The organism is Cupriavidus cauae (assembly GCF_026210475.1).
Taxonomy (GTDB): domain Bacteria; phylum Pseudomonadota; class Gammaproteobacteria; order Burkholderiales; family Burkholderiaceae; genus Cupriavidus; species Cupriavidus cauae.
The window spans coordinates 1468636-1491751 of sequence record NZ_CP080294.1; the positions used below are offsets into that span (position 1 = coordinate 1468636).

The 23116-nt window shown below is 70.0% G+C and carries 12 protein-coding genes and 1 pseudogene; 4 read left to right on the forward strand and 9 right to left on the reverse strand.

The features are described 5' to 3' along the window. Nucleotides 1-7: 7 nt before the first annotated feature. The 4 genes from treS to KZ686_RS21865 form a co-directional block, all read right to left on the reverse strand. The gene (gene treS, locus KZ686_RS21850; RefSeq protein WP_226106176.1) at nt 8-3433 is read right to left on the reverse strand and encodes a maltose alpha-D-glucosyltransferase; all 3426 of its coding nucleotides are present in this window, start codon (nt 3431-3433) and stop codon (nt 8-10) included. Beyond that, nucleotides 3430-6813 (reverse strand): alpha-1,4-glucan--maltose-1-phosphate maltosyltransferase, encoded by a 3384-nt coding sequence (locus KZ686_RS21855; RefSeq protein ID WP_265633647.1) that lies wholly within the window; start codon nt 6811-6813, stop codon nt 3430-3432. Before KZ686_RS21855 ends, treS begins: the two co-directional genes overlap by 4 nt. 234 nt (nt 6814-7047) lie before the next feature. Beyond that, on the reverse strand, nt 7048-8388 hold the full coding sequence (locus KZ686_RS21860) for an ATP-binding protein (protein ID WP_265633648.1): 1341 nt from the start codon (nt 8386-8388) through the stop codon (nt 7048-7050). Between the two features lie 18 nt (nt 8389-8406). After that, entirely contained in the window at nt 8407-9018 is a 612-nt protein-coding gene (locus KZ686_RS21865; protein ID WP_149316293.1) for a type 1 glutamine amidotransferase domain-containing protein, read from the reverse strand. Between the two features lie 333 nt (nt 9019-9351). Between KZ686_RS21865 and KZ686_RS21870 the strand changes: the two genes are divergently transcribed. The 4 genes and pseudogenes from KZ686_RS21870 to pdeM all read left to right on the forward strand — a co-directional run bounded on the left by KZ686_RS21870 (nt 9352) and on the right by pdeM (nt 15834). Then, entirely contained in the window at nt 9352-10524 is a 1173-nt protein-coding gene (locus KZ686_RS21870) for a ligase-associated DNA damage response exonuclease (protein WP_265633649.1), read from the forward strand. Continuing rightward, nucleotides 10521-12203 (forward strand): annotated as a pseudogene (locus tag KZ686_RS21875) (ATP-dependent DNA ligase); the annotation flags it as partial. The gene KZ686_RS21870 and the pseudogene KZ686_RS21875, both read left to right, overlap by 4 nt. Nucleotides 12204-12331: 128 nt before the next feature. Then, a complete protein-coding gene (locus tag KZ686_RS21880; protein WP_265633652.1) occupies nt 12332-15073 on the forward strand; it encodes a ligase-associated DNA damage response DEXH box helicase in 2742 nt (913 codons plus the stop codon). Nucleotides 15074-15177: 104 nt separating this feature from the next. After that, nucleotides 15178-15834 (forward strand): ligase-associated DNA damage response endonuclease PdeM, encoded by a 657-nt coding sequence (pdeM, locus tag KZ686_RS21885; RefSeq protein ID WP_265633653.1) that lies wholly within the window; start codon nt 15178-15180, stop codon nt 15832-15834. A gap of 185 nt (nt 15835-16019) precedes the next feature. On the opposite strand, the gene KZ686_RS21890 is transcribed toward pdeM, so the two are convergent. From KZ686_RS21890 to KZ686_RS21910, 5 genes are all read right to left on the reverse strand, one after another. After that, nucleotides 16020-17384, reverse strand: a complete 1365-nt coding sequence (locus KZ686_RS21890; protein ID WP_265635352.1) for an efflux transporter outer membrane subunit — start codon at nt 17382-17384, stop codon at nt 16020-16022. Between the two features lie 209 nt (nt 17385-17593). Then, complete coding sequence (locus KZ686_RS21895; protein WP_265633654.1) at nt 17594-18796, reverse strand: HlyD family secretion protein; 1203 nt, start codon at nt 18794-18796, stop codon at nt 17594-17596. A gap of 21 nt (nt 18797-18817) precedes the next feature. After that, nucleotides 18818-20485 (reverse strand): MFS transporter, encoded by a 1668-nt coding sequence (locus KZ686_RS21900; RefSeq protein WP_265633655.1) that lies wholly within the window; start codon nt 20483-20485, stop codon nt 18818-18820. 192 nt (nt 20486-20677) lie between these two features. After that, nucleotides 20678-21484, reverse strand: coding sequence for a sterol desaturase family protein (locus KZ686_RS21905; protein ID WP_149316288.1), 807 nt, complete (start codon nt 21482-21484; stop codon nt 20678-20680). Nucleotides 21485-21686: 202 nt separating this feature from the next. Further along, nucleotides 21687-23066 (reverse strand): MFS transporter, encoded by a 1380-nt coding sequence (locus KZ686_RS21910; RefSeq protein ID WP_265633656.1) that lies wholly within the window; start codon nt 23064-23066, stop codon nt 21687-21689. Between the last annotated feature and the right edge of the window lie 50 nt (nt 23067-23116).

Consider the following 23116-nt stretch of genomic DNA (forward strand, 5'->3'; position numbering starts at 1 on the left):
TTGCGTCTCAGACGTGTGGGGCGGGGGGCGGCGAGGCCGGCGGCGCCGCGGCGGTGCCGCCGGGCATGCCCGTCAGCGTGCGGATCAGCCGAGCGAGGCCGTGCACCGGCAGGTCGATCCAGGTCACCCGGTTGTCGGCCTCGTACTTGACCTCGTAGGCGGCGCGCTCGAGCAGGAACAGGTCGAGCAGCGGCTGCAGCTGTGCCGCGCTTGCCCACGGGTGCAGCGCGGTGTCGGCGACCTCGCGGTAGCCGCCGAGGAAGGCGTCGGTCGCGGTCTGGCGGAAGCGCTCCAGCAGGCCTTCGCGCCGCTCGGCCTGCGCCGGTGGCAGCGCCGAATGGGTGCGCTCGCTGCGATCGGTGCCGACCGTGGCCGCGGCATAGTCGAACGAGCGCAGGATGCCCGCGACATCGCGCAGCGGCGAGGTCTTGCGGCGCCGGTAGGCCAGCGGCAGGCCCGGCTCGCCCTCGAAGTCGATGATGTAGGTGTCGTTCTGCGCGATCAGCACCTGGCCCAGATGCAGGTCGCCGTGAATGCGCGTCTGCAGGCTGCCCGGCGCCGCCGCGGCGAGCGAGGCGACCAGCTCGGGCAGCCGCTCGCGGCTGTCGAGCACCGCCTGCACGTCCGCGCGGTAGCGCTCGCCGATCGCGCCCTGCGGCGGCTGGCCGGCGCCGGCGCTCATCAGCTGCAGCGCGGTGTCCAGCGCGGCCATCGCGTCGTCGGTCCACTCGCGCACCTGCGCGTCGCCGGCCGGCACGGGCGTGAAGGCCTCGTCCTCGCTCGGCCGCGCCAGCACCGCGTGCAGCTCGGCCAGGCGCCGGCCCAGCGTCGCCGCCATGGCGGCAAAGCCGTGCATCGCCTCGGTGAACTCGTCGTCGCCGTTCTCGTTCTCCATCGGCAGCGCATCGTCGATGGCGCGGCCGATGTAGTCGAGCGTCCAGTTCCAGCCGTCGCCCTGGTTCAGGATGTAGCCCTGCAGCAGCATCAGCGTGTGCGGCGTGCCGTCCGCGCCGGTGCGCACCACTTCGCCGAGCAGTGCGGCCGCATTGGCGTAGCCCTGCTCGGTCAGGTAGCGCGTCATCTCGCCTTCCGGATGGATGCCGCCGGAGACGCGCCGCACCAGCTTGAGCACCGCCGAGTTGTTGAACGACAGCGAGCTGTTCGATTGCTCGGCGGACATCCACTGGATCGGATCGTCCTCCAGCGCCAGCGCGGCCAGTCCCGGTCCGCCGCGGAAGTGGATCTGCCCGCGCGGCGTGGCGATCTCGGTGCCGGCGCGCAGGGCCTTGACGACCTCACGCGCGAAGCGCTCGACCACGAAACCGTCGGTGGCCAGCCCGACGCGGCTGCCGCGGCGCACGCGCGCCATCGCCAGTCCGTGCGCCAGTTGGGGGACGCTGGCGCCGGGCGCGTCGTGGTCCCACAGCACGCTGACGGGCAGTTGATAGCACTCGCTGCGTCCCTGCAGCGCGACCTCGACCTCGGACAGATACATCGCCTCGCCGGGCGCGGCGGCGCCGAACGGCACCGCGTAGGCGATCGTGACGCCCTGGATCTTCTCGCTCTTGGCGCCGAACCAGCGGCGCCGCGCGATGTAGTCCGGCAGCACCTCGTTGGACAGGATGCGACGCGACGCTTCGGTCAGGTCGGCTTGCGCGGTGTTTTGCATGATCAGCGTGATCAGCTCGGGCATCTGCTGCGGAGCGTCGACGTGCCAGGACGGCGGCTGCGCCTCGGTGGATAGCACGAACCAGTAGAAGCCATAGGGCGGCAGCGTCAGCAGATAGGTCAACTGGCCGATTGCCGGGAACGGGGTCGCGCCGAGCATCTCGACCGGCACCCGGCCCTCGAACTCGGACAGGTCCAGTTCGACCGCCTGCGGCGCGCGCGACAGATTGGCCACGCAAAGAATGTGCTCACCCTCGTATTCGCGCAGATAGGCGAGGATTTTCCGGTTGCCGGGGAACAGGAAGCGGAAGCTGCCGCGGCCGAAGGCGCGGTGCTGGCGCCGCAGCGCCAGCATGCGGCGCATCCAGTTCAGCAGCGAATGGGTATCGCGCGACTGCGCCTCGACATTGACCGCCTCGTAGCCGTACAGCGGGCCCTGCAGCGGCGGCAGCACCAGCCTTTCCGGATCGGCATGCGAAAAGCCGCCGTTGCGGTCGGGCGACCACTGCATCGGCGTGCGCACGCCGTCGCGGTCGCCCAGATGGATGTTGTCGCCCATGCCGATCTCGTCGCCGTAGTAGATCACCGGCGTGCCGGGCATCGAGAACAGCAGGCTGTTCATCAGCTCGATGCGGCGGCGGTCGCGCTCCATCAGCGGCGCCAGCCGGCGGCGGATGCCCAGGTTGATGCGGGCGCGGCGGTCCGAGGCATAGACCTCCCACAGATAGTCGCGCTCGCTGCTGGTCACCATCTCCAGCGTCAGCTCGTCATGGTTGCGCAGGAAGATCGCCCACTGGCAGTTCGGCGGAATTTCCGGCGTCTGGCGGATGATGTCGGTGATCGGGAAGCGGTCTTCCCGTGCGATCGCCATGTACATGCGCGGCATCAGCGGGAAGTGGAACGCCATGTGGCATTCGTCGCCGTGCGCGGGCCGCTCGCCTGTGGCGGGCGTGCCGCCGAAGTACTGCTGCGCGTCCTCGGGCCACATATTGGCCTCGGCCAGCAGCAGCCTGCCCTGGTAGTGGTCGTCCAGATGCTTGCGGATCTGGCGGATCACCGCATGGGTCTCGGGCAGGTTCTCGTTGCTGGTGCCCTCGCGCTCGACCAGATACGGCACGGCGTCGAGCCGCAGCCCGTCGATGCCCATGTCGAGCCAGAACCGCATCACCGACAGCACGTCGCGCAGCACCAGCGGATTGTCGAAGTTCAGGTCCGGCTGGTGCGAATAGAAGCGGTGCCAGAAGTACGCCCCGGCCACCGGGTCCCAGCTCCAGTTCGACTTCTCGGTATCGCAGAAGATGATGCGCGTGCCGCTGTAGGCCTGGTCGGTGTCGGACCAGACGTAGTAGTTGCGCGCGGCCGAGCCCGGCTTGGCGTGGCGTGCGCGCTGGAACCACGGATGCTGGTCGGAGGTGTGGTTGATCACCAGCTCGGTGATCACGCGCAGCCCCCGCGCATGCGCGGCGGCGATGAAACGGCGCACTTCGGCCAGCGTGCCGTATTCCGGATGGACGTTGCGGTAGTCCGCGATGTCGTAGCCATCGTCGCGGCGCGGCGAGGGATAGAAGGGCAGCAGCCAGATCGTGTCGACGCCGAGGCTGACCAGATAGTCCAGCTTGGCCAGCAGCCCGGCGAAGTCGCCGACGCCGTCGCCATTGGCGTCGTAGAACGATTTGAGGTGCAGCTGGTAGATGACCGCGTCCTTGTACCAGAGCGGATCGGCGTTGAGCAGCGCGGTGCTGCCGCGCTCGGAGAGGCGCTTCATGCAGACTCCTCGCGTCGTGGCTTGACGTGCCACAGGGCGAACGGCAGCGCGTGCGGATCGAGCCGGATGCGCTGATGCTTGCCCTGCCACTGGAAGCGGTGGCCGTGCATCAGATCCTCGGCGGCCAGCGCGCCGTGATCGGGCAGGCCCCATTCCCACAGCGGCAGTTCGATATCGGCCTCGCGCACCGTGCGCGGGTCCAGGTTGATCGCCACCAGCAGCACGTCGTCGCCGAAGGCCGCGTCCGCATCGTGCGAAGTGGGGACGTAACGCGCGAAGTACAGCACCGCATCGTCGCTCGCATGCAGGAAGCGCAGGCCCAGGTGGTTCTGCAGCGCCGGATGGCTGGCGCGGATCTGGTTCAGCCGCGTGATCTCGGCAACGATATTGCCGGGCCGGTTCCAGTCCCAGGCGCGCAGCTGGTACTTCTCCGAATCGAGATACTCCTCCTTGGTCACGCCGTTGACCACCAGCGGCGTGCCCTCGCACAGCTCGAAGCCGTTGTACATGCCCCAGAGCCCGGACAGCAGCGTCGCCAGCGCGGCGCGGATCAGGAAGCCCGGCCGTCCCGAGTCGTGCAGGAAGTAGGGATTGATGTCCGGCGTGTTGACGAAGAAGTGGGGGCGGAAGTATTCGCGCAGCGGCGTGCGCGTCAGCTCCGTCATGTACTCGATCAGCTCGCGCTTGTGGTTGCGCCAGGTGAAGTAGGTGTACGACTGGCTGAAGCCCAGCTTGGCCAGCCGCGCCATCATCTTGGGCCGCGTGAAGGCCTCGGCCAGGAAGATGGTGTCGGGATGGCGCTCGCGCACGTTGGCGATCATCCATTCCCAGAACGGCAGCGGCTTGGTGTGCGGGTTGTCGACGCGGAAGATGCGCACGCCCTCGTTGACCCAGAACATCACGACGTCGCGCAGCGCGATCCACAGCGCGGGCGCGGCGCCGCCCTTGGCGTAGAAGTCGACGTTGACGATGTCCTCGTACTTCTTCGGCGGATTTTCCGCATAGCGCAGCGAGCCGTCGGGCCGGTGCGCGAACCATTCGGGATGCTCGCGCAGCCAGGGATGGTCGGGCGAACACTGGATCGCGAAATCGAGCGCCAGCTCCAGTCCCGCCGCGGCGCTGGCCGCGCGCAGCCGGCGGAAATCCTCGATGGTGCCCAGCTGCGGGTGGATCGCGTCGTGGCCGCCCTCGGCCGAGCCGATCGCATACGGGCTGCCCGGATCGTCGGGCGCGGCGCGCAGGCTGTTGTTGCGGCCCTTGCGGTTGGCACGGCCGATCGGATGGATCGGCGGGAAATACAGCACGTCGAAGCCCATCGCGCGGATCGCCGGCAGCCGTTCGATCACGTCGTCGAAGGTGCCGTGGCGCTCGGCGTCGCCGCTCTGCGAGCGCGGAAACAGTTCGTACCAGCTGGCAAAGCGCGCCGCCAGCCGGTCGGCCTCGACCGGCATCGCGACGGGGTGGCGCGTGGAGAAGTGGCGCGGATCGGCCGCCTGCATCAGCGTGCGGGTGTGCGGCGACAGCAGGATCTCGAGCCGGCGCAGGTCGTCCTTCGCCGCGGCCTCGAGCTCGGCTACCACCTCTCGCAGCGCGCGCGATGCCTCGCGCTCGCCGGTCCGCCCGTGCCGCAGCGTATTGGCGACCAGGCGCGCGCCTTCCTCGATTTCCAGCGTCACGTCGACGCCGGCCTGCTTCTTCTTGGTGACCTCGTCGCACCAGGTGGCGAAGGCATCTTGCCACGCCTCCACGGTGAATTCGTGCCGGCCCAGCGCGGTCAGCGCGAAGCTGCCGACCCAGCGGTCGTTGACGGTCGGCACCATCGGCGCCTCGTGCCAGCTTTCCTCGCCGGGACCGCGCCACAGCACCACGGCGGCGAGCTTGTCGTGGCCGTCCATCCAGATATCGGCGCTGACTTCCACCCGCTCGCCGGTTACGCGGCGCACCGCGAAGCGGCCGTTGTCGCAGGCCGGCGCGACGTTCTCGATGGCGATGCGCGGCGCCTGCACGGCCGCGGCGACGCTGCGTTCGAGCGCGGCGCGCACCGAGGCGCCGAAGCGCTTGCCCTCGCGCCGGGCCGGCTCGGCCAGCGCCGCCGACGGGGCGGCATGGAACAACTGCACGCCTGCCGGGGCCAGCGTGATGTTGTCCAGCGCATCGAGCAGCGTGCCGGGCTCGACGCCACCGCCAGGTCCGCCATCGGCCGCCAGCAGGGTGCCCGCACCATGCGGCAGCGCGCTGAGGATGCGGTCGGCGCCGAGGCTGGCCGGCTGCTGCAAATCGGGATTGATGACGATGGCCAGCGGCAGCGGCGCGCCGGCGGCGGGCATCGGCAGCCGCGCCAGCGCGACCAGCGCGCCATCGGCGCCGCTCAGCTGGCGCACCGCCAGCGCCGGGGCCGGACCGCGCGCGGCGATCCAGGCGTTGGCATGGATCAGCTCGTGCGACAGGTCGTAGCTGAGTTCAGGATCCGCGTCGCCATCGCGGCCGCCGTGCCGGTCGCGGGATTGGTCGGCGGCTTGGCCGCGGCCTTGATCGCGGGCCTGATCGCGAGGCGGGTCGTCGTCGCAGTCGCCGCCGCCGCATTCGAAGCCGGCGGGCACCAGGATGCCGTCGCCAAGCGCTGCCGCGGTCCACAGCGCGCGCCGCGCCGCCAGCGCGTCGAGGCCGCGCGCCTGCATCGCGGGCGCGGCCAGCACCGCCCCGAAGGGACGCAGCCGGGCGATTTCCTCGGCCAGCCAGGGGCTGCGGTAGTCCCACCACGGCAACGAGCAGAAGGCGCCGTCAAAGCTTGCACCGGAGCCGCCGCCAGAGCCGCCGCCGGCCAGATCGGCCAGTTGCGCCGGGCTGGTACCGGGCGTCCAGGCCAGCATCATCGGCGGACGGCGCGCCTCGCCGTGCTTGCCGCCTGCGCCCGCACCCTTCAAAGCCGCGATCAGCTTGCCCCAGTGCCGCCCCGCCACGCGGGCCGGCGCGCGGCACACATAGCCGGCGATATCTAGCTCGGCCAGGCCCTGCAGCCGTTCGGTCCACCAGGACACCAGCGCCGCGGCGGCGCCTTCGTCGTGCCAGCGCAGGCGGGCCCCGGGCAGATGGTTGTCGGTGTCGCGGGGATCGGGCATCGCGCCGTCGTGCCGCCAGCCCGGATCGATCGGCGCCGCGCCGTCGGGATAGCGGTCCAGCGCCAGCTCCAGCAGGCAGCCCAGCCCTTGGGCCCGGCAGTGGGCGGCCATCGCGGCCAGCGTCTCGGGCGGGGTATGCAGCGGAGAGGCGCCTGCCAGCAGCACATGATCGAAGCCGAGCGCCTTGGCCCGGGCCAGGGCCCCGAGGGCGCCGTCATTGGCCTGGTGGACAAAGTTCGGATCGATCTGGCAGATGCGCACGGATGGGCTCGTCGAAAGAGGACAGTCCGGGCACTGATGCGAAGCGCGTGCCAATATACCGCCGCGTCGGACAAGCACCGACGCGCCCGCGGAGCCTGCCTTGCCCCGCAAGGCATGGCGCGCGATTGCGGCAGGAACGCCGCTTGCCGAAATGACAAGCACCGAAATGTGGCCTGTAAAAACTACAGTGCCGCGCTGGCAGAAAGTATCCGAAGCGGTGCCGCGCGATCCGGCTCAGGCGGCCGGCCGTCCCGCGCCGGGATTGCGAGCACTGCGCCGCCGGCGGGTAGTGCCGGCCGGGCGCCGTGCGGCCGCAACGGGGCGGCTGCCGTCTCCATCCGCGGCGGGCCGGCTTTCGTCTTGTTCTCCGTCTCGATTGGCGGCGGCCAAGGCCGGCGCGGCGCGCGTGGCGGCGGCGGCCGGCAGCGCGGTGCGGGAAGGCGCGGGCGTGGCGCATTCCGCGCTGCGGCGGCACACCAGCACGCAGCCATGGCCGGGCTGACGGCAGTAATCGCGATGCAGCACGGCGGCCACGATGGCCGGATGGCAGTCCAGCAGGCCCGGATAGGTCTCCAGCGCCCACGGCCACGACAGGCCGTCGTCATGCAGCACCAGCAGCGCATGCGGCGGCCAGCCGGCCTGGGCCTGCGCCAGCGGTCCGCGCACCATCGCGCCGCCGTCGACGAGGGCCCCCCTGTGGCGCAGCAACGGCTGTACCGAGACCGTGGTGGCGCCATCGGCCGCATCGGCTCCAGGGGTGCCGGGTTCCACCACGCAGGCGCAGAAGCGGCCTGCGCCCGCTACGCGCACGTGGCCCGCATGCGCTTCGATCTGGGCGGCCGCCAGCGCCATGTCGCCGCCCCCGGGCAGCGTGGCGCGGACGCGGTCGATCTGCTGCATCTGCGCGCCGAAGCCCTGCAGCGCGGCGACCCGGCGCGCCGCTTCGGCGCCGCGTCCCAGGCCCAGCACCACGGTCGACAGCCCTCGTGCCGAATGGATGTTGAGTCCGCCCGGCGCGGCATCGCCGTCGGCCGGCGCCCACACCACGCCCACCGCCACGGCCGGCAGAGACACCGGGCCGGGGCGATCGGCCGGGGACAGCGTCATGCGAATCACCGAGCCGGCGGGGCTGTCGTAGCGGTCCAGCGCGGTCACCAGTTCATACAGCTCGGCCAGCCTGCCGGCCGCGCGGGCGCGTCCGTGACTGCCATCCCCGCCGCGCGGGGCATCGGGCCGATCGGACCCATCGGGCGTATCGGACGCATCGGGCGTATCGGACGCATCGGAGGTATCGGACACATCGGACACATCGGACGCTTTGGCGGAACGGGGCCGGTCGACGGCCAGGATCTCGACCTGCGGCGCGGCGGCCCCCGTTACCTCCTCCTGCAGCGGCCGCAGATGCAGCACGCCGCCGCCGGCGTGATCCAGCATGCCGGTGGCCGCCGCGACCGCCGCGCGGCCGAGCCGCTCGGTGGCGATTTCGCCGAAGCCGCAGCGCACCGCCAGTTCGGTGGCCGCGTCATGCGCGTTCGCGAGATCGCCGGTCGCGTTGATGGCGATACGAGTCTGCATGGCCGTGTGCCGGGGCGATCAGGCCTGGCCGGCGCGGGCTTCGCTGCCCTGCGCGGTGCGTTTGCCCAGCTCGGCGAACAGCGCGACGATCTCCTGGTTGAACGCGGGGATATCGTCCGGCTTGCGGCTGCTGACCCAGTTGCCGTCGCGCACGACCTCGCGGTCGACCCATTCGCCGCCCGCGTTGCGGATATCGTCGGCCAGCGAGGGCCAGCTGGTCAGCGTGCGGCCCTTGACCAGCCCCGCGGATACCAGCAGCCACGGGCCATGGCAGATCACCGCGATCGGCTTGCCGTCGTCCTGCATCTTCTTGACGAAGCGCTGCGCCGCGGGGTCCATGCGCAGCGCATCGGCGTTCATGGTGCCGCCGGGCAGCACCACGCCGTCGAAGTCGTCGGGATGGGCGTCGGCCAGCGTCGCCTGCACGCCGAAGCGGTCGGCCTTCTTGTCGTGCTGGGCGCCCTGTACCTCGCCATCGTGCGGGGCAACGATCACGGTTTCGGCGCCGGCCTGCTGCAAGGCCTGGCGCGGGCCGGTCAGTTCGACCTGCTCGAACAGGTCGGTGACGAGGAAGGCGATGCGCTTGCCCGTCAGGGGATGATTGGCGTCGGGGGACGTATTGCGGTTCATCTTGCGGTCCTCGTTGCACAGGGAAGTTGCTACGTCGATGCGTCGATGCGTCGATGCGAACGCGTCGATACGGAAGCGGACCGGCACGACCTTGTAGCTTTTGCGGCAGGCGGTAAAAAAAGCGCTCGCCGCCGCGCCGCGGGTCTTGCGGGAAGGCGGCGTCCGTGTCCACTTCGGTCCATAGCGGCAAGAAGCGTGCCCCCGCAATTTGGCGCCGCGCCGCGTCGGCCTAAGCCCGATGGGCCGGCGGCGGCCGCTGGCATACCATCGTTGTATCGATGTGCCTGCCGATGGACCCATCGGCCACGCCATCGCAGCCGGAGTCCGCCTTCCATGGACCTTGTCGTAGCGCGGCCCGAGGGCCTGTACTGCCCGCCGGGCGACTTCCATATCGACCCGTGGCGCCCCGTCGCGCGGGCCGTCATCACGCACGCCCATTCCGACCATGCCCGCGCCGGCAGCGGCCGCTATCTGTGCGCGGCGCCGGGGCGCGGCGTGCTGCTGTCGCGCCTGCCCGATATCCATCTGGACAGCCTCGACTATGGCGAGGCCGTGGTGCACAACGGCGTTCGCATCAGCCTGCATCCGGCCGGACACGTGCTGGGCTCGGCCCAGGTCCGGCTCGAATACGGCGGCCAGGTGTGGGTCGCATCGGGCGACTACAAGCTCGCGCACGACGGCACCTGCGCACCGTTCGAGCCGGTTCGCTGCGATACCTTCATCACCGAGAGCACCTTCGGCCTGCCGATCTATCGCTGGCAGTCGCAGGCCGAGCTGATGACGCAGATCCTGTCGTGGTGGCGCGCCAATGCCGAACAGGGGCGGGCCAGCGTGCTGTACTGCTACGCCTTCGGCAAGGCGCAGCGCATCCTGCATGGGCTGATGACGCAGGCCGGCGAAGCGGGGCTGCCGGGGCCGATCGTCGAGCATGGCGCGATGACGGCGCTGAACCGGGCCTATGCGGCGGCCGGCGTGGCGTTGCCGGAGACGGTGCATGCCTCCGAGTTGCCGCCGCGCAGTCCGTTGCTGCGCCAGGCGCTGGTGATCGCGCCGCCGTCGGCGCAGCGCTCGCCGTGGCTGCGCCGCTTCGGCGATGCCTCGCAGGCCTTCGCCAGCGGATGGATGCGCATTCGCGGCACGCGCCGGCGGCGCGGCGTCGATCGCGGTTTCGTGATCTCCGATCATGCCGACTGGCCCGGCCTGCATGCGGCGATCGAGGCGACCGGGGCCGAGCGCGTGTTCGTCACCCATGGCTATGTGCACGCGATGGTGCGCTATCTGTGCGAGCGCGGGCTGCAGGCGCAGGGCTTCGAGACGCAGTACGGCGACGAGGAAGACCACGACCGCGACGAGCCGGACAGCGAGGCCTTGGCAGAGGTGGATGCGCTGGCCGACGCCAAGACCGACGCCGCTGCCTCGGCCCCCGCCGCGGCCGCGGCTGGGCCGACCGATGACAAGGCCGGCCCGGCCATCCCCTCCGCCATCGACCCGCGGGACGCATCATGAAGGCCTTCGCCGAGCTGTACGCCGCGCTCGACGCCACCACCTCGAACAACGCGAAGCTCGCGGCGCTGCGCGCCTACCTGCAGGCCGCGCCGCCGGCCGATGCCGCCTGGGCGGTCTATTTCCTCGCTGGCGGCAAGCCGCGCCAGATGGTGCCGGTGGCGATGCTGCGCACGCTGGCCGAGCAGGCGGCGCGGCTGCCGACCTGGCTGTTCGAGGAGAGCTACCAGGCCGTCGGCGACCTGGCCGAGACCATCGCCTTGCTGCTGCCCGAGTCCGAGCATGCCGACGACGCGGGCCTGGCGGAGTGGGTCGAACAGCGGCTGCTGCCATTGCGTGGCCTGCCGCCCGACGTCCTGCTGCCCAGGCTCGATGCACTATGGCGGCCGCTCGACGCGCAGGCGCGGCTGGTGCTGTTCAAGCTGATCACCGGCGCCTTCCGCGTCGGCGTTTCGCGGCTGCTGGTCACCCGCGCGCTCGGCGAGGTGGCCGGCATCGATCCGAAGCGCGTGGCCGAACGGATGGTCGGCTACACCGATATCTCGGCGCGGCCCGATGCCGAGCACTATCTGGCGCTGATCGCCCCCGACGGTGGCGGCGAGCACGGCGAGCACGTCGAGGGCGCCGGCGATGGGACCAACGTCCCGCGCAGCCGAGGCGGGCAGCCGTATCCGTTCTTTCTGGCCCATCCGCTGCAGGCGCCGCTGGAACAGTTCGACGCGGTGCTCGGTCCGGTCTCGCAATGGCAGGTCGAATGGAAGTGGGACGGCATCCGCGCACAGATCGTGCGGCGCGATGGCCAGACCTGGATCTGGTCGCGCGGCGAGGACCTGATCACCGAGCGCTTCCCCGAACTGGCCGAGGCCGCCGCGCCGTTGCCGGACGGCACCGTGATCGACGGCGAGATCGTGGTCTGGCGCGACGAGCGGGTGCAGCCGTTCGCCTTGCTGCAGCAGCGCATCGGCCGCAAGAACCTGGGCGCGAAGCTGCTGCGCGACGCACCGGCGGTGCTGCTCGCCTACGACCTGCTCGAATGGCAGGGCGAGGACTGGCGCCGGCGGGCGCAGGGCGAGCGCCGTATCGCGCTCGAGAGCGTGCTCGCCGTGCATCGGCATCCGGCGCTGCGGGCGAGTCCCCTGGTGCAGGCGGACGACTGGCCAGGGTACGCGGTGCTGCGCGAATCGTCGCGCGAGCTCGGCGTCGAGGGCTTCATGCTGAAGGCGCTCGATGCCGCCTACGGCGCGGGCCGGACCAAGGATGTCGGCGTCTGGTGGAAATGGAAGATCGATCCGTACGCGGTCGATGCGGTGCTGATCTACGCGCAGCGCGGCCACGGCCGTCGCGCCAGCCTGTACACCGACTTCACCTTCGCGGTATGGAGCGCGCCCCCGGGCACCGAGGGCCGGGTGCTGGTGCCGTTCGCCAAGGCCTACTCGGGCCTGACCGACCAGGAGATGCGGCAGGTCGATGCGATCGTGCGGCGGACCACCATCGAGACCTTCGGGCCGGTGCGCAGCGTCGAGCCGACCCAGGTGTTCGAGCTGGGCTTCGAGGGCATCGCCCGCAGCAGCCGCCACAAGAGCGGCATCGCGGTGCGCTTTCCGCGCATGCTGCGCTGGCGTACCGACAAGACCATCGAGGAGGCCGACACGCTGCAGACGCTGCAGGGCATGCTGCCCTCCGCAGAGCGCGGCGAACGCGCCGAACGCGCCGAACGTGCCGAACGTGCCGAGCGTGATGAACGCGATCAGCGAGATCAGCGCAATCAGCGCGACGACCGCGGCAAACGCGGCAAGCGCGGGGAGGCCGCATGAGCGCGCGCGCCGCGGATGCGCTGGCCTCGACCCCGGCGCTGCTGGCGCAGGTGCTGCCGCAATGGTTCGCGCAACGCGGCTGGCAGCCGTTTCCGTTCCAGCGCCAGGTGTGGCAGGCGATCGCCGCCGGCCGCAGCGGCCTCGTGCATGCGACCACCGGCACCGGCAAGACCTACGCGGCCTGGCTCGGCGCGCTGCTGCGCCATGGCGAGCCGGCGGCGCAGTCTTCCATTGCACCGCCGTTGACCGTGCTGTGGCTGACGCCGATGCGCGCGCTCGCCGCAGATACCGCGCGTGCCCTGCAGGCGCCGCTGGCCGATCTCGGACTGAACTGGACCGTCGGCCTGCGCACCGGCGACACCGGCAGCAGCGAGCGCGCCGCGCAAGCACGACGGCTGCCGACCGCGCTGGTGACCACGCCGGAGAGCCTGTCGCTGCTGCTGACACGCGCCGATGCCAAGGAAGCGCTGGGCCGCGTGCGCATGGTGGTGGTCGACGAATGGCACGAGCTGATCGGCAACAAGCGCGGCGTGCAGGTGCAGCTGGCGCTGGCACGGCTGCGCCGCTGGTGTCCCGAGCTGGTGGTCTGGGGTTTGTCGGCCACGCTCGGCAATCTCGAACATGCCAGCGAGGTGCTGCTGTCGGGCACGCCGGCCGAGCGGCGCGAGCTGGTGCGAGGCAAGATCCCCAAGCAGCTGATCGTCGATACGCTGCTGCCCGATGCGGCGGGGCGCTTTCCGTGGGCGGGGCATCTGGGCCTGTCGATGCTGCCGCATGTGGTGCGCGAGATCGATGGCAGCAGCACCACGCTGGTCTTCCTGAACACCCGCTCGCAGGCCGAGCGCTGGTATCTGGCGCTGCTCGAGGCGCGGCCGGACTGGGCGGGACAGCTGGCGCTGCATCACGGCTCGCTCGACCGCGACGTGCGCGATTGGGTCGAGGCGGGACTGAAGACCGGCACGCTGAAGGCGGTGGTCTGCACCTCCAGCCTCGATCTGGGCGTCGATTTCCTGCCGGTCGAGCGCGTGCTGCAGGTCGGCTCGCCGAAGGGCGTGGCGCGGCTGCTGCAGCGTGCGGGTCGCTCGGGCCATGCGCCGGGCCGGCCGTCGCGGGTGACCATCGTGCCGACCCACAGCCTCGAACTGGTCGAAGCGGTGGCGGCACGCCATGCGGTCATGGCCGGACGCATCGAAGCGCGCGAGTCGCCGGACAAGCCGCTCGACGTGCTGGTCCAGCATCTGGTCACGGTCGCGCTGGGCGGGGGCTTCGTTCCCGACTCGCTGCTCGACGAAGTGCGCGGCGCCTATGCCTATCGCACGCTGACCGACGCCGAGTGGCAGTGGTGCCTGGACTTCGTGCGGCAGGGCGGCAGCAGCCTGTCGGCCTATCCGGACTACCGGCGCGTGCAGCCCGACGAGCACGGGGTCTGGCGCGTGCCGGACGTTCGCCTCGCGCGGCGTCATCGGATGAGCGTCGGCACCATCGTCAGCGATGCGACCATGCAGGTGCGCTACTGGAGCCGCGCGGGGCGTGGCGGCACGTCGCTCGGCACGGTCGAGGAGGGCTTTATCGCGCGGCTGTCGCCGGGCGACTGCTTCCTGTTCGGCGGCCGGCTGCTGGAGCTGGTGCGCGTGCAGGAGATGACCGCCTACGTCCGCCGCGCCGACAAAGGACGCCCCGTGGTACCCCGCTGGAATGGCGGGCGCATGCCGCTGTCGACGGAACTGGCCGACGCGGTGGTCGCCACGCTCGAGGACGCCGCCGCCGGCAAGCTCGATCCCGCGCAGACGCCGGAGCTGCCGCTGATCCAGCCGCTGGTCGATCTGCAGCAGCGCTGGTCGGCGCTGCCGACGCGCACCACGCTGCTGGCCGAGACGTTGCGCTCGCGCGAGGGCTCGCATCTGTTCCTGTATCCGTTTGCCGGCCGCTCGGTGCATCTGGGCCTGGGCAGCCTGCTGGCATGGCGGCTCGGCTCGCAATTGCCGACCACGATCTCGGTCGCGGTCAACGACTACGGGCTGGAGCTGCTGTCGGCCGCGCCGCTCGACTGGGCGCACTGGCTGCCGCTGGTGCTGGCGCAGGAGCGGCAGCGCGATCTGGTCGCCGACGTGCTGGCCAGCCTCAACGCCGGCGAGCTGTCGCTGCGGCGCTTTCGCGAGATCGCACGGGTGTCGGGGCTGGTGTTCCAGGGCTATCCCGGCGCGCACAAGAGCGCGCGCCAGTTGCAGGCCTCGTCGAGCCTGTTCTACGAGGTCTTCCGCAAGCACGACCCCGGGAACCTGCTGCTGGGCCAGGCCGAGCGCGAGGTCCTGAACCAGGAACTGGATGCCGCGCGGCTGTCGCGCACGCTGGACCGGCTGGCGGGGCTGCGGCTGGATCTGCGCGTGCTGAAGCGGCCGACGCCGCTGTCGTTTCCGCTGATCGTCGAATTCCTGCGCGAGAAGTTGAGCACCGAGAAGCTCGCCGACCGCATCGCGCGGATGCTGGCCGAGCTCGAACGGGCCGCGGGGCCGGAGGGCGAGGGCGCCAGCGAGGGCGTTGGCATGTCGGTGCCGGTGGACGAGCCGCCGGCAGATCGCGTCGCGGAGATCGCGCGCTTCGGCATGGCCGATCATGCCGGGTCGTCGTCGCGGTCGTCCTCGTCCTCGTCCTCGTCCTCGTCTTCGTCTTCGTCTTCTTCGTCGTCTTCGCGCCGTCGGCGCCCGCGCAAGATCTCGAAGCCGCTGCCGCCGCTGTGAGTCCCCCGATGTCGCTTGCTTCTTCGTCGTCTTCGTCGTCTTCGTCCGTTCGCTCGTCGTCCCCCTTGTCCGCGCCCTCGCCCGCATCTTCCTCCGCGCGCCGGGTGGAAGTCGCGGGCGAGACGCTGTGGCTGCTGCCCGAGCGCGCGGTCTGGTGGCCGGCCGCGTCGATGCTGCTGGTCGCCGACGTGCATTTCGGCAAGGCCGCGGCCTATCGCGCGCTGGGCCAGCCGGTGCCGGCCGGCACCACGCGCGACAACCTCGCGCGGCTGTCGGACCTTGCGGCTCGTTATCCGGCGCGTGAGCTGGTCTTTCTCGGCGACTTCCTGCATGCCCGCGCGAGCCGAACGCCGGCGGTGCTGGCCGCGCTGGCCGACTGGCGCGCCGGCCTGCAGTCCGCGGTGCAATCGGGGCTGCGATGCACGCTGGTACGCGGCAATCACGATGCGCGTGCCGGCGATCCGCCGCCCTCGCTCGACATCGCGGTGGTCTCGGAACCGTGGCGGCGGGGGCCGTTCGCGCTGTGCCATCTGCCGGGCGCGGCCAACGGGGGCTACGAACTGGCCGGGCATCTGCATCCGGCCTATACGCTGCGGGCCGGTTCGGATTCGGTCCGCCTGCCGTGCTTCGTCTTCGATGCGCATGCCGGCATCCTGCCGGCGTTCGGCGCCTTTACCGGTCACGCTCCGGTCAGGCGCGCGCCGCAGCGGCGCGTCTATGTGATCGGCGACGGCCGCGTGTGGGCGGTGCCGGCGCGGTAGTGTCGCGTGACGAGGAGCCGCGCAGAGGCGTTTTACCGCTCGCTGCGTACCGCTCACCGCGTACCGCTCACAGCTCACAGCTCACAGCTCACAGCTCAGAACTCAGAACTCAGAACTCAGAGCTCAGAGCTCAGAGCTTACGGCTCATCGCTTACCGCTTCCACTAACCGCTTACTGCTCACCGCTTACCGTGGCCAAGTCCAGCCGCCCCCCATCGCCTGGTACAGGGCCACGCTGGCATTGAGCCAATCCGCATGCGCCTGGATGAGGTTCAGCTCCGCGCTCAGCAGTCCGCGCTGCGCATCGAGCTGCTCCAGGTACGGCGAATAGCCGGCGCGATAGCGATTGGTTGCGTGACGCAGCGCGGCCGCGAGCGCTTCGCGCTGTTGGCCCAGATGAAGGACCTGTGCTTCGAGTTGACGCAACGCGGCGAGATTGTCGTTGACCTCGCGGAAGGCGGTCAGCGCGGCGCGGCGGTACGCGAAGGCAGCCTGATCGCGCTGTGCCGTCGCAACCTGTGCGCCGGCCTCGATGCGGCCGCCCTCGAACAGCGGTGCCAGGATGCTGCCGCCGAGCGACCAGATACGGACCGGGTTGGCCACGCCGCTGGCGTACAGCAGACCCGCCGACCCCGACAGGTGCAGCTGCGGCAGGAACGCCTTGCGCGCGGCGCTCAGATTGGCATCGGTCGCGGCCAGCTGGAACTCGGCCTGCGCGATATCCGGGCGACGCCGCAGCAGGTCGGCGGGCAGGCCATCGGGCACGGGCGGCGGCCGCAGCGCGGACAGCGCGGCGCCGCGCGCGATCCCGCCAGACGGCGATTCGCCGATCAGCAGCAGCAAGGCATTCTCCTGCCGTGCGACCGCCAGCTCGGCCTGCGGCACCGCCTGCGCGGTGGACTCGTATTCGGCGCGCGCCTGCGCGAACTCCAGTTGCGAGGTGTAGCCCGCATCGGCACGGCGGCGCGCCAGCCGCAAGGCGTCCTCGCGCGCCGCCAGCGTCTGCCGTACCACGGCGAGCTGGGCATCGAGGGCGCGCAGCGTCAGGTAGGCGCGCGCGGTGGCCGCGGCGACCGACAGCACCGCCGCGTCGTGCGCCGCTTCGCTGGCCCGCGTGCCGGCGCGCGCGGCAGCCGACAGGTCGGCCAGGCGCCCGAACAGATCGATCTCGTAAGCGGCCTGGAACTGCGGCTCGAACGAATTCGAGATCGATTCCCGTCCCAGCGCATTCAGGCTGCGGGAGCGTCCGCCGGTCGCGGTGGCGTCGAGCGTCGGCAGCAGCTGGGCCTGCGCGAGCCGCTGCTGCGCCCGCGCTTCGGCGACACGCGCCGCGGCGACGCCGAGATCGGCGTTGTTGGCCAGTGCGCGTTCGACCAGCTGCGCCAGCACCGGGTCGCCATAGCGGCGCCACCAGTCGCGCTCGAGCGGCGCGCTCGGGCCGGGTTCGACGCGCCATGCGGGGGGCGGCGTCAGCGCGGCTGCGGCCGGCGGCTCCGGCCGCGGGCCCATGCAGCCGAACAGCAGCGGCAGCGCCACCGCGCACAGCGCCATGCGCAACACGGGGCCAATGCGGGCGTGGATACGCGGGGGAATACGCGGGGCAATATGCGGGCGAATGCGCGGGGCAATGCGCGGGGCAATGCGCGGGCCAATGCGCGGGCCAATGCGCGGGGCAATGCGCGGGCCGATACGTGGACCGATAAGCGGACCGATAAGCGGACCGCTACGCGAGCCGAAGCGCCGAATATGTGAGCCGGCCGTCATCGCGCGTGGGACTCCGCCTGCCGGGTATCGACCTCGACCCGCACCGACATGCCGGGCCGCAGCCGCGCCGCGAGGGGTTGGTCCGGATCGATGGCGATGCGCACCGAGATCCGTTGCGCGACCTTGACGAAGTTGCCGGTAGCGTTGTCCGGCTGGATCACCGCGAACTCCGAGCCTGCCGCCGGCGCCAGCTGCTCGACATGGCCGGTCAGCCGCGCATCGTCGAGCCCGTCGACGCGAAAGCTCGCCGGCTGGCCGGGCGCCATGTGCGAGGTCTGCGCCTCCTTGTAGTTGGCGATGACCCACAGCGTCGGCGGCACCAGGAACATCGCCTGCGTGCCGGCCGTCACGTACTGGCCCAGGCGCGCGCCGATCTGGCTCAGTTGCCCGTCCTGCGGGGCGCGCAGCACCGTGTTGGCCAGATCGATCTCGGCGAGCTTCAACGCCGCGCGCGCCGCTTCGACCGCCGCCTGCAATCCCTCGCGGCTGACCGCGACGGCCTGCACGTCCTGGCGGGCGATCTCGGCGGCGGCGCGGGCCTGGCGCACGGCGGCCTCGGCCTGCCGCAGCGCGGCGCGGGTCTGGTCGCGCTCGCGCAGCGAGACCGATCCGTCGGCCACCAGCTCGTCGACCCGCCGCATATCGGCCTGGGCCCTGAGCAGTTGCGCCTGCGCGTTGGCCAGGCTCGCCTGCTGCGCCAGCACCGTGGCCTCGCGCGAGCGGCGCGTCTGGTCGGTGTTGCTCAGGTTGGCGATCTGCGTGTCCAGGTTCGCGCGGGCCTGCTCGACGCGCTGCCGATAGATGCGATCGTCGATCTTCAGCAGCACCTGTCCCGCCTTGACCTGCTGGAAGTCGCGCACCGGCACGTCGACCACATAGCCGCTGACCTGCGGGCTGATCACCGTGGTCTGGCCGCGCACATAGGCGTTGTCGGTGCTCTGGATCACGTGCGTGAAGGGCGGGAGTCCCCACGCGTACAGGATGATCAGGATGCTGGCCAGCGCGATCGCGACGACGATGATCGTGGCCCGACGCGTGCCCTTGGGCGGCGACCAGCCGGTCGGCGGGGCGGAGGCCTGCTGCGGTACCTCGACGGGATCCTGCAGACGCTCGGGCGAGTCGGGCTGCGCGGACTTCTGCGCGCTCGTTTGCGCGGAAGCAGCGGGGCCGGGTTCGCGGTTCGGCGTTTGGTCGGTCACCGGTGGCTCCAGATGTTGTTGTTATTGCTGGCGTTGCCGCATCCGTGCCATCGCTTCCAGCGGCTCGGCCATCGGGTTGTGGCCGCGGATGCGATCGCGGATGTAGAGCGCCAGCAGCCAGACGAAGGTGGCGGACGCGATGATGCCGATTATCAGGAAGACGTCGTTGAACGCCAGCACATTGGCCTCGCGCGTGACCTGCTGCGCCAGCAGCGCCGAGCCCTCGGCCTGCCGCAGCGTGGGGTCGGTCAGCACGCGTCCGTAGGCGCCGCCGAGCGCCTGGATGCGCGCCGCGTCGAGCGGGTCGGTCAGCGTGATCGACTGCACCAGCGAATGCGAGTGGAATTTCTCGCGATAGATCTGGAAGGTGCCAAGCAGCGCGGAGCCGGCAAGCCCGCCGAGCGATTGCGTGATGCCGAACAGCGCCGAGAAGCTGACGATATGGCTCATGCCCTTCGACAGCGCGCGCAGCATGCCGATCAGCAGCGTCGGCCCCATGAAATAGACCGCGGCGAAGGCGATCAGCGCCTGGCTCAGGTACATGTTGGCCGGGCGCGTCAGGTTGTTCGAATGCGCGTCCATGAAGGCGCCGATCGCGATCAGCAGCAGTGAGATGCGGATCGGCCGTTCCAGGTTCAACGGGTTGACCGTCAGCGCGCTGAGGACGAGGCCGGCGATGGTCGCCAGCGAGACCACCACGTACAGCGGAACCAGCTGGTCGTTGCCCATGCCGAGCGCGGTCAGCAGGCCGACCGCGCCGTAGGCCTGCTCGGACAGCAGCACGCGCACGGCGATAGCGACCAGCGCGAAGCGCAGCATCGCACTGCTGCCGAGCCAGCGGGTATTGAGCAGCGGATTGGCGCGGTTGTGCTCGATCCACAGCGCGGCGGTGATCAGCGCGACCGCGCCGCACAGCGCGTACCCGAGCCACGCGGCCTCGGTCCACCACAGGATGCGGCCCTGGCTCAGCACCGCGCACAGCAGCGCCATGCCGGGCGCGAACAGCGCGAAGGTCACGAAGTCCAGCTTCTCGAAAGCCCGGATGCGCTCGCTGGGCGGCAGCCGCAGCAGCGCCACCGCGACCAGCGACAGCAGCGCCAGGCCGAGTTCAAACAGGTAGAGCGCCTTCCAGTTGCCTGCTTCGAGCATGCCGGAGGTGAACACGCGCGCGAGCGGTGTGGCCAGCTGCGGCACGCCGATGCCGAGCACGATCGCCTTGAGCCGGTGCGCCGCCGGCATCGACTGGATCATGTAATACAGCGCCAGCGTGCTCAGCCCGCTGGCCGCGATGCCGTTGGCCGCGCGTACCAGCAGCGCGGTCTCGAAGGTATGGACGAAGATGTGGGCAAGCGTGATGACCACATAGCCGAGCAGGAACAGCCGCGCGAACTGCTGCAGGCCGTATTGCTGCCGGAACTTGATCAGCAGCATGCTGGCGCAGACGTTGGTCATCACGTAGACCGTCGACAGCCACGCGGCCTGATCGCTGTAGAGGCCGAAGACCCCCTGGATATTGTTCAGGTTGGCGATCACCAGCGCGTTGCCGAAGCCGGCGGTCAGGCCGATCAGCACGCCGACGCAGAAATAGCCGACGCGCCTTGGCGTCGGATGATCGGGCGCCGCAGGGGAGCCCGGAACGGTGGGCCGCTCGTGCGGTTTGAACTGGTATTCGGCCGTGGCAGCGCCCATTGGCATGACGGGGAAGCGGGTTCAGCGAAGGTCCAGCGGGTTCGATCATTGCCGCTGCGGGGCTGAAGTGTCAAGCGATGAGGTAGCCGTCAGGCAAAGGCGCGTGGGGAAGGGAGGTCGGCCTCGGTCGGCCAAAATAGCGATGGCCGGGATCGAAGTCCCGGCCATCCGTGGGCTGCAGTGGGTCTGCCGTCAGGCCGCCATCGCGCGCCGTTCATCCTCGGTCAGCTGCGGACCGTCGAGCGTCACGCGCGAATCGTCGTGGCGGAACTTGCGGATGATGGGCTTGAGTTCCTCCTTGATATGGTCCTCGCTGTAGCCGTTGAACAGGTGGCCGAGCAGGCCGCGGCGCAGATCGCTGGTGCCCATCAGCCAGTCGGCGATCGGGAAGGTCAGGTTCATGTTGTAGTGCATCATGATTCCCTGGTTGTGGTGCGCGGTATGGTGCCGGCGGATCGTGTTGATGAACGGCATATTGCGCACGAACCAGTTGTCATGGACGTGGCAGCAGTAGTGGAATACTTCGTAGACCAGGTAGTGCCCGACCATCGTCATGAAGACGATGTACGCCGCGTTGGCATTGATCAGCAGATAGGCCAGGTAGCCGAGCACACCGCCGCCGACGCCCAGCGTGATCAACACGCGCCAGGGGAAGAACACGATGCGGAATTCGCGCGTGGTGTCGATGGTGGGCTCGATATCGGTGAAGTACTGGTGATGCTGACGCGTGTGCCGCTCGTAGATGGCGCGCAACGCGAACACGTCGATGCGCCGGTGCATCACGTACTTGTGCATGAACCATTCGACCAGGTTGCCGGCGAGAAAGACCGGCAGCACCAGCAGCCACTCCCACGTCGCGTTTTCCAGCTTCGTCGCGCAGTAGTAGAGCGCGGCGATGCCGGCGGCGAAGATCACGCCGATATGCAGCAGGCCGTTGTACAGCGGGCTGATATCGGCCTTGTATTGCTCGCGGAATTTGCGTTGGCGTTCGCTCATCATGATGGTTGTCTCCTGTCTTTGGCGTACTGACATCGTACTAATATATTAGTGGTATATGGCTCGATGTCAAACGATTTGTGCCATCCGCTCGTGCCAAACGATGTCTCGCTGCTGCCTGCCGCTCCAAGAAAACGGCCCTCGCAAGCGAGGGCCGTGGGAAGCGGTCGTCCACGCGTCGGCGCGGACGACATCGCATGTTCGTTCAGCTCGACACTTCCTCCAGGCACTTGCCCTTGGTCTCGATGCCGAGCCACAGCACGGTGATCGCGGCAATTGCGAACGACAGCGCGCCCAGCGTGAAGATGCCGCCCTGGCCGGTGATTGGCAGCAGCACGCCGACCAGATACGGACCGACCAGCGAGCCGATGCGGCCGATCGACGAGGCGAAGCCCGATCCCGTTGCACGCGAGCGCGTCGGATACAGCTCGGGCGTGTAGGCATACAGCACGGACCACATGCCGAACAGGAAGAACTGCATGCACAGGCCAGCGGCGATCAGCTGCTCGACCGGCAGCTTCAGCACGGCGGCCTGGCCGTACAGATAGGCGGACGCGGCGCTGCCCAGCAGCATCAGCGCGCAGGTCGGCTTGCGCCCCCATTTCTCCAGCAGCCACGCCGAGAAGATGAAGCCCGGAATGCCGGCCAGCGAGATATAGACCGTGTACAGCACCGACTTGGTGACCGCGTAGCCGGCCTGCTGCAGCAGTGCGCCAAGCCACGTGGTCAGCCCGTAGTAGCCGAGCAGCGCGAAGAACCAGACGCCCCACAGCATCACGGTGCGTTTGGCGTACGGACCTTTCCACAGTTCGCCGAACATGGCCTTGCGGTCGTGCACGGTAGCGGGCGCGAAGCCTTCCTGTACCGCCGGCAGCGGCTTGCCGCTGGCACGCTCGACGCGTGCCTCGATGCCGGCCATCACGGCCTCGGCTTCGCGTTGCCGTCCCGCCCCTTCGAGCCAGCGCGGGGATTCCGGGACCATCCGGCGCACCACGAAGACGAACGCGGCCGGCAGCGCCATCGCGATGAAGATGCCGCGCCAGCCGATCACCGGCAGCGTCAGATACGCCAGCAATCCCGCCGCGATAAAGCCGATCGGCCAAAAGCCCTCGAGGATTGCGACATACTTGCCGCGGCTCCTGGCCGGCACGATCTCGGAGACCATCGACAGCCCGATCGGGAACTCCATGCCCATGCCGAAGCCGAGCAGCACGCGGTACAGCATCAGCGCCGTCACGCTGTCCGCGAGCCCGCACATCAGGCTGCCCACGCCCCAGAAGATCATGCTGACCTGGAACACCGGCTTGCGGCCGAAGCGGTCGGCCAGCATGCCGGCCACCGCCGCGCCGGCAAACATGCCGAGAAAGCTCGCGCTGGCCAGCAGGCCGGTCTGCGCCGCGCTCAGGCCGAACTCGGCCTTGATCGAGCCGAGCACGAAGGTCATCATGCCCAGGTCCATCGAATCGAAGAACCATGCGGTGGCGATGATGCCGAACAAGGTGCGCTGATAGCGGGTCATGGGAAGGCGCTCGAGCCGCGCCGCGACTCCGGGGGTCAGCGCCACACTGCCTGCCGACATGTCCATGGTTGTCTCCTGTCGTTGTCGTGGGGCCGCCTGTGGGCGGTCTGGCTAAT

What these genes read in the sequence shown, in the direction of transcription:
- treS (WP_226106176.1), bottom strand. Translation starts at nt 3,433, where the DNA reads ATGAAGCGCCTCTCCGAGCGCGGCAGCACCGCGCTGCTCAACGCCGAT.
- KZ686_RS21860 (WP_265633648.1), bottom strand. Translation starts at nt 8,388, where the DNA reads ATGCAGACTCGTATCGCCATCAACGCGACCGGCGATCTCGCGAACGCG.
- KZ686_RS21865 (WP_149316293.1), bottom strand. Translation starts at nt 9,018, where the DNA reads ATGAACCGCAATACGTCCCCCGACGCCAATCATCCCCTGACGGGCAAG.
- KZ686_RS21870 (WP_265633649.1), top strand. Translation starts at nt 9,352, where the DNA reads ATGGACCTTGTCGTAGCGCGGCCCGAGGGCCTGTACTGCCCGCCGGGC.
- KZ686_RS21880 (WP_265633652.1), top strand. Translation starts at nt 12,332, where the DNA reads ATGAGCGCGCGCGCCGCGGATGCGCTGGCCTCGACCCCGGCGCTGCTG.
- KZ686_RS21890 (WP_265635352.1), bottom strand. Translation starts at nt 17,384, where the DNA reads ATGGCGCTGTGCGCGGTGGCGCTGCCGCTGCTGTTCGGCTGCATGGGC.
- KZ686_RS21900 (WP_265633655.1), bottom strand. Translation starts at nt 20,485, where the DNA reads ATGGGCGCTGCCACGGCCGAATACCAGTTCAAACCGCACGAGCGGCCC.
- KZ686_RS21905 (WP_149316288.1), bottom strand. Translation starts at nt 21,484, where the DNA reads ATGATGAGCGAACGCCAACGCAAATTCCGCGAGCAATACAAGGCCGAT.
- KZ686_RS21910 (WP_265633656.1), bottom strand. Translation starts at nt 23,066, where the DNA reads ATGGACATGTCGGCAGGCAGTGTGGCGCTGACCCCCGGAGTCGCGGCG.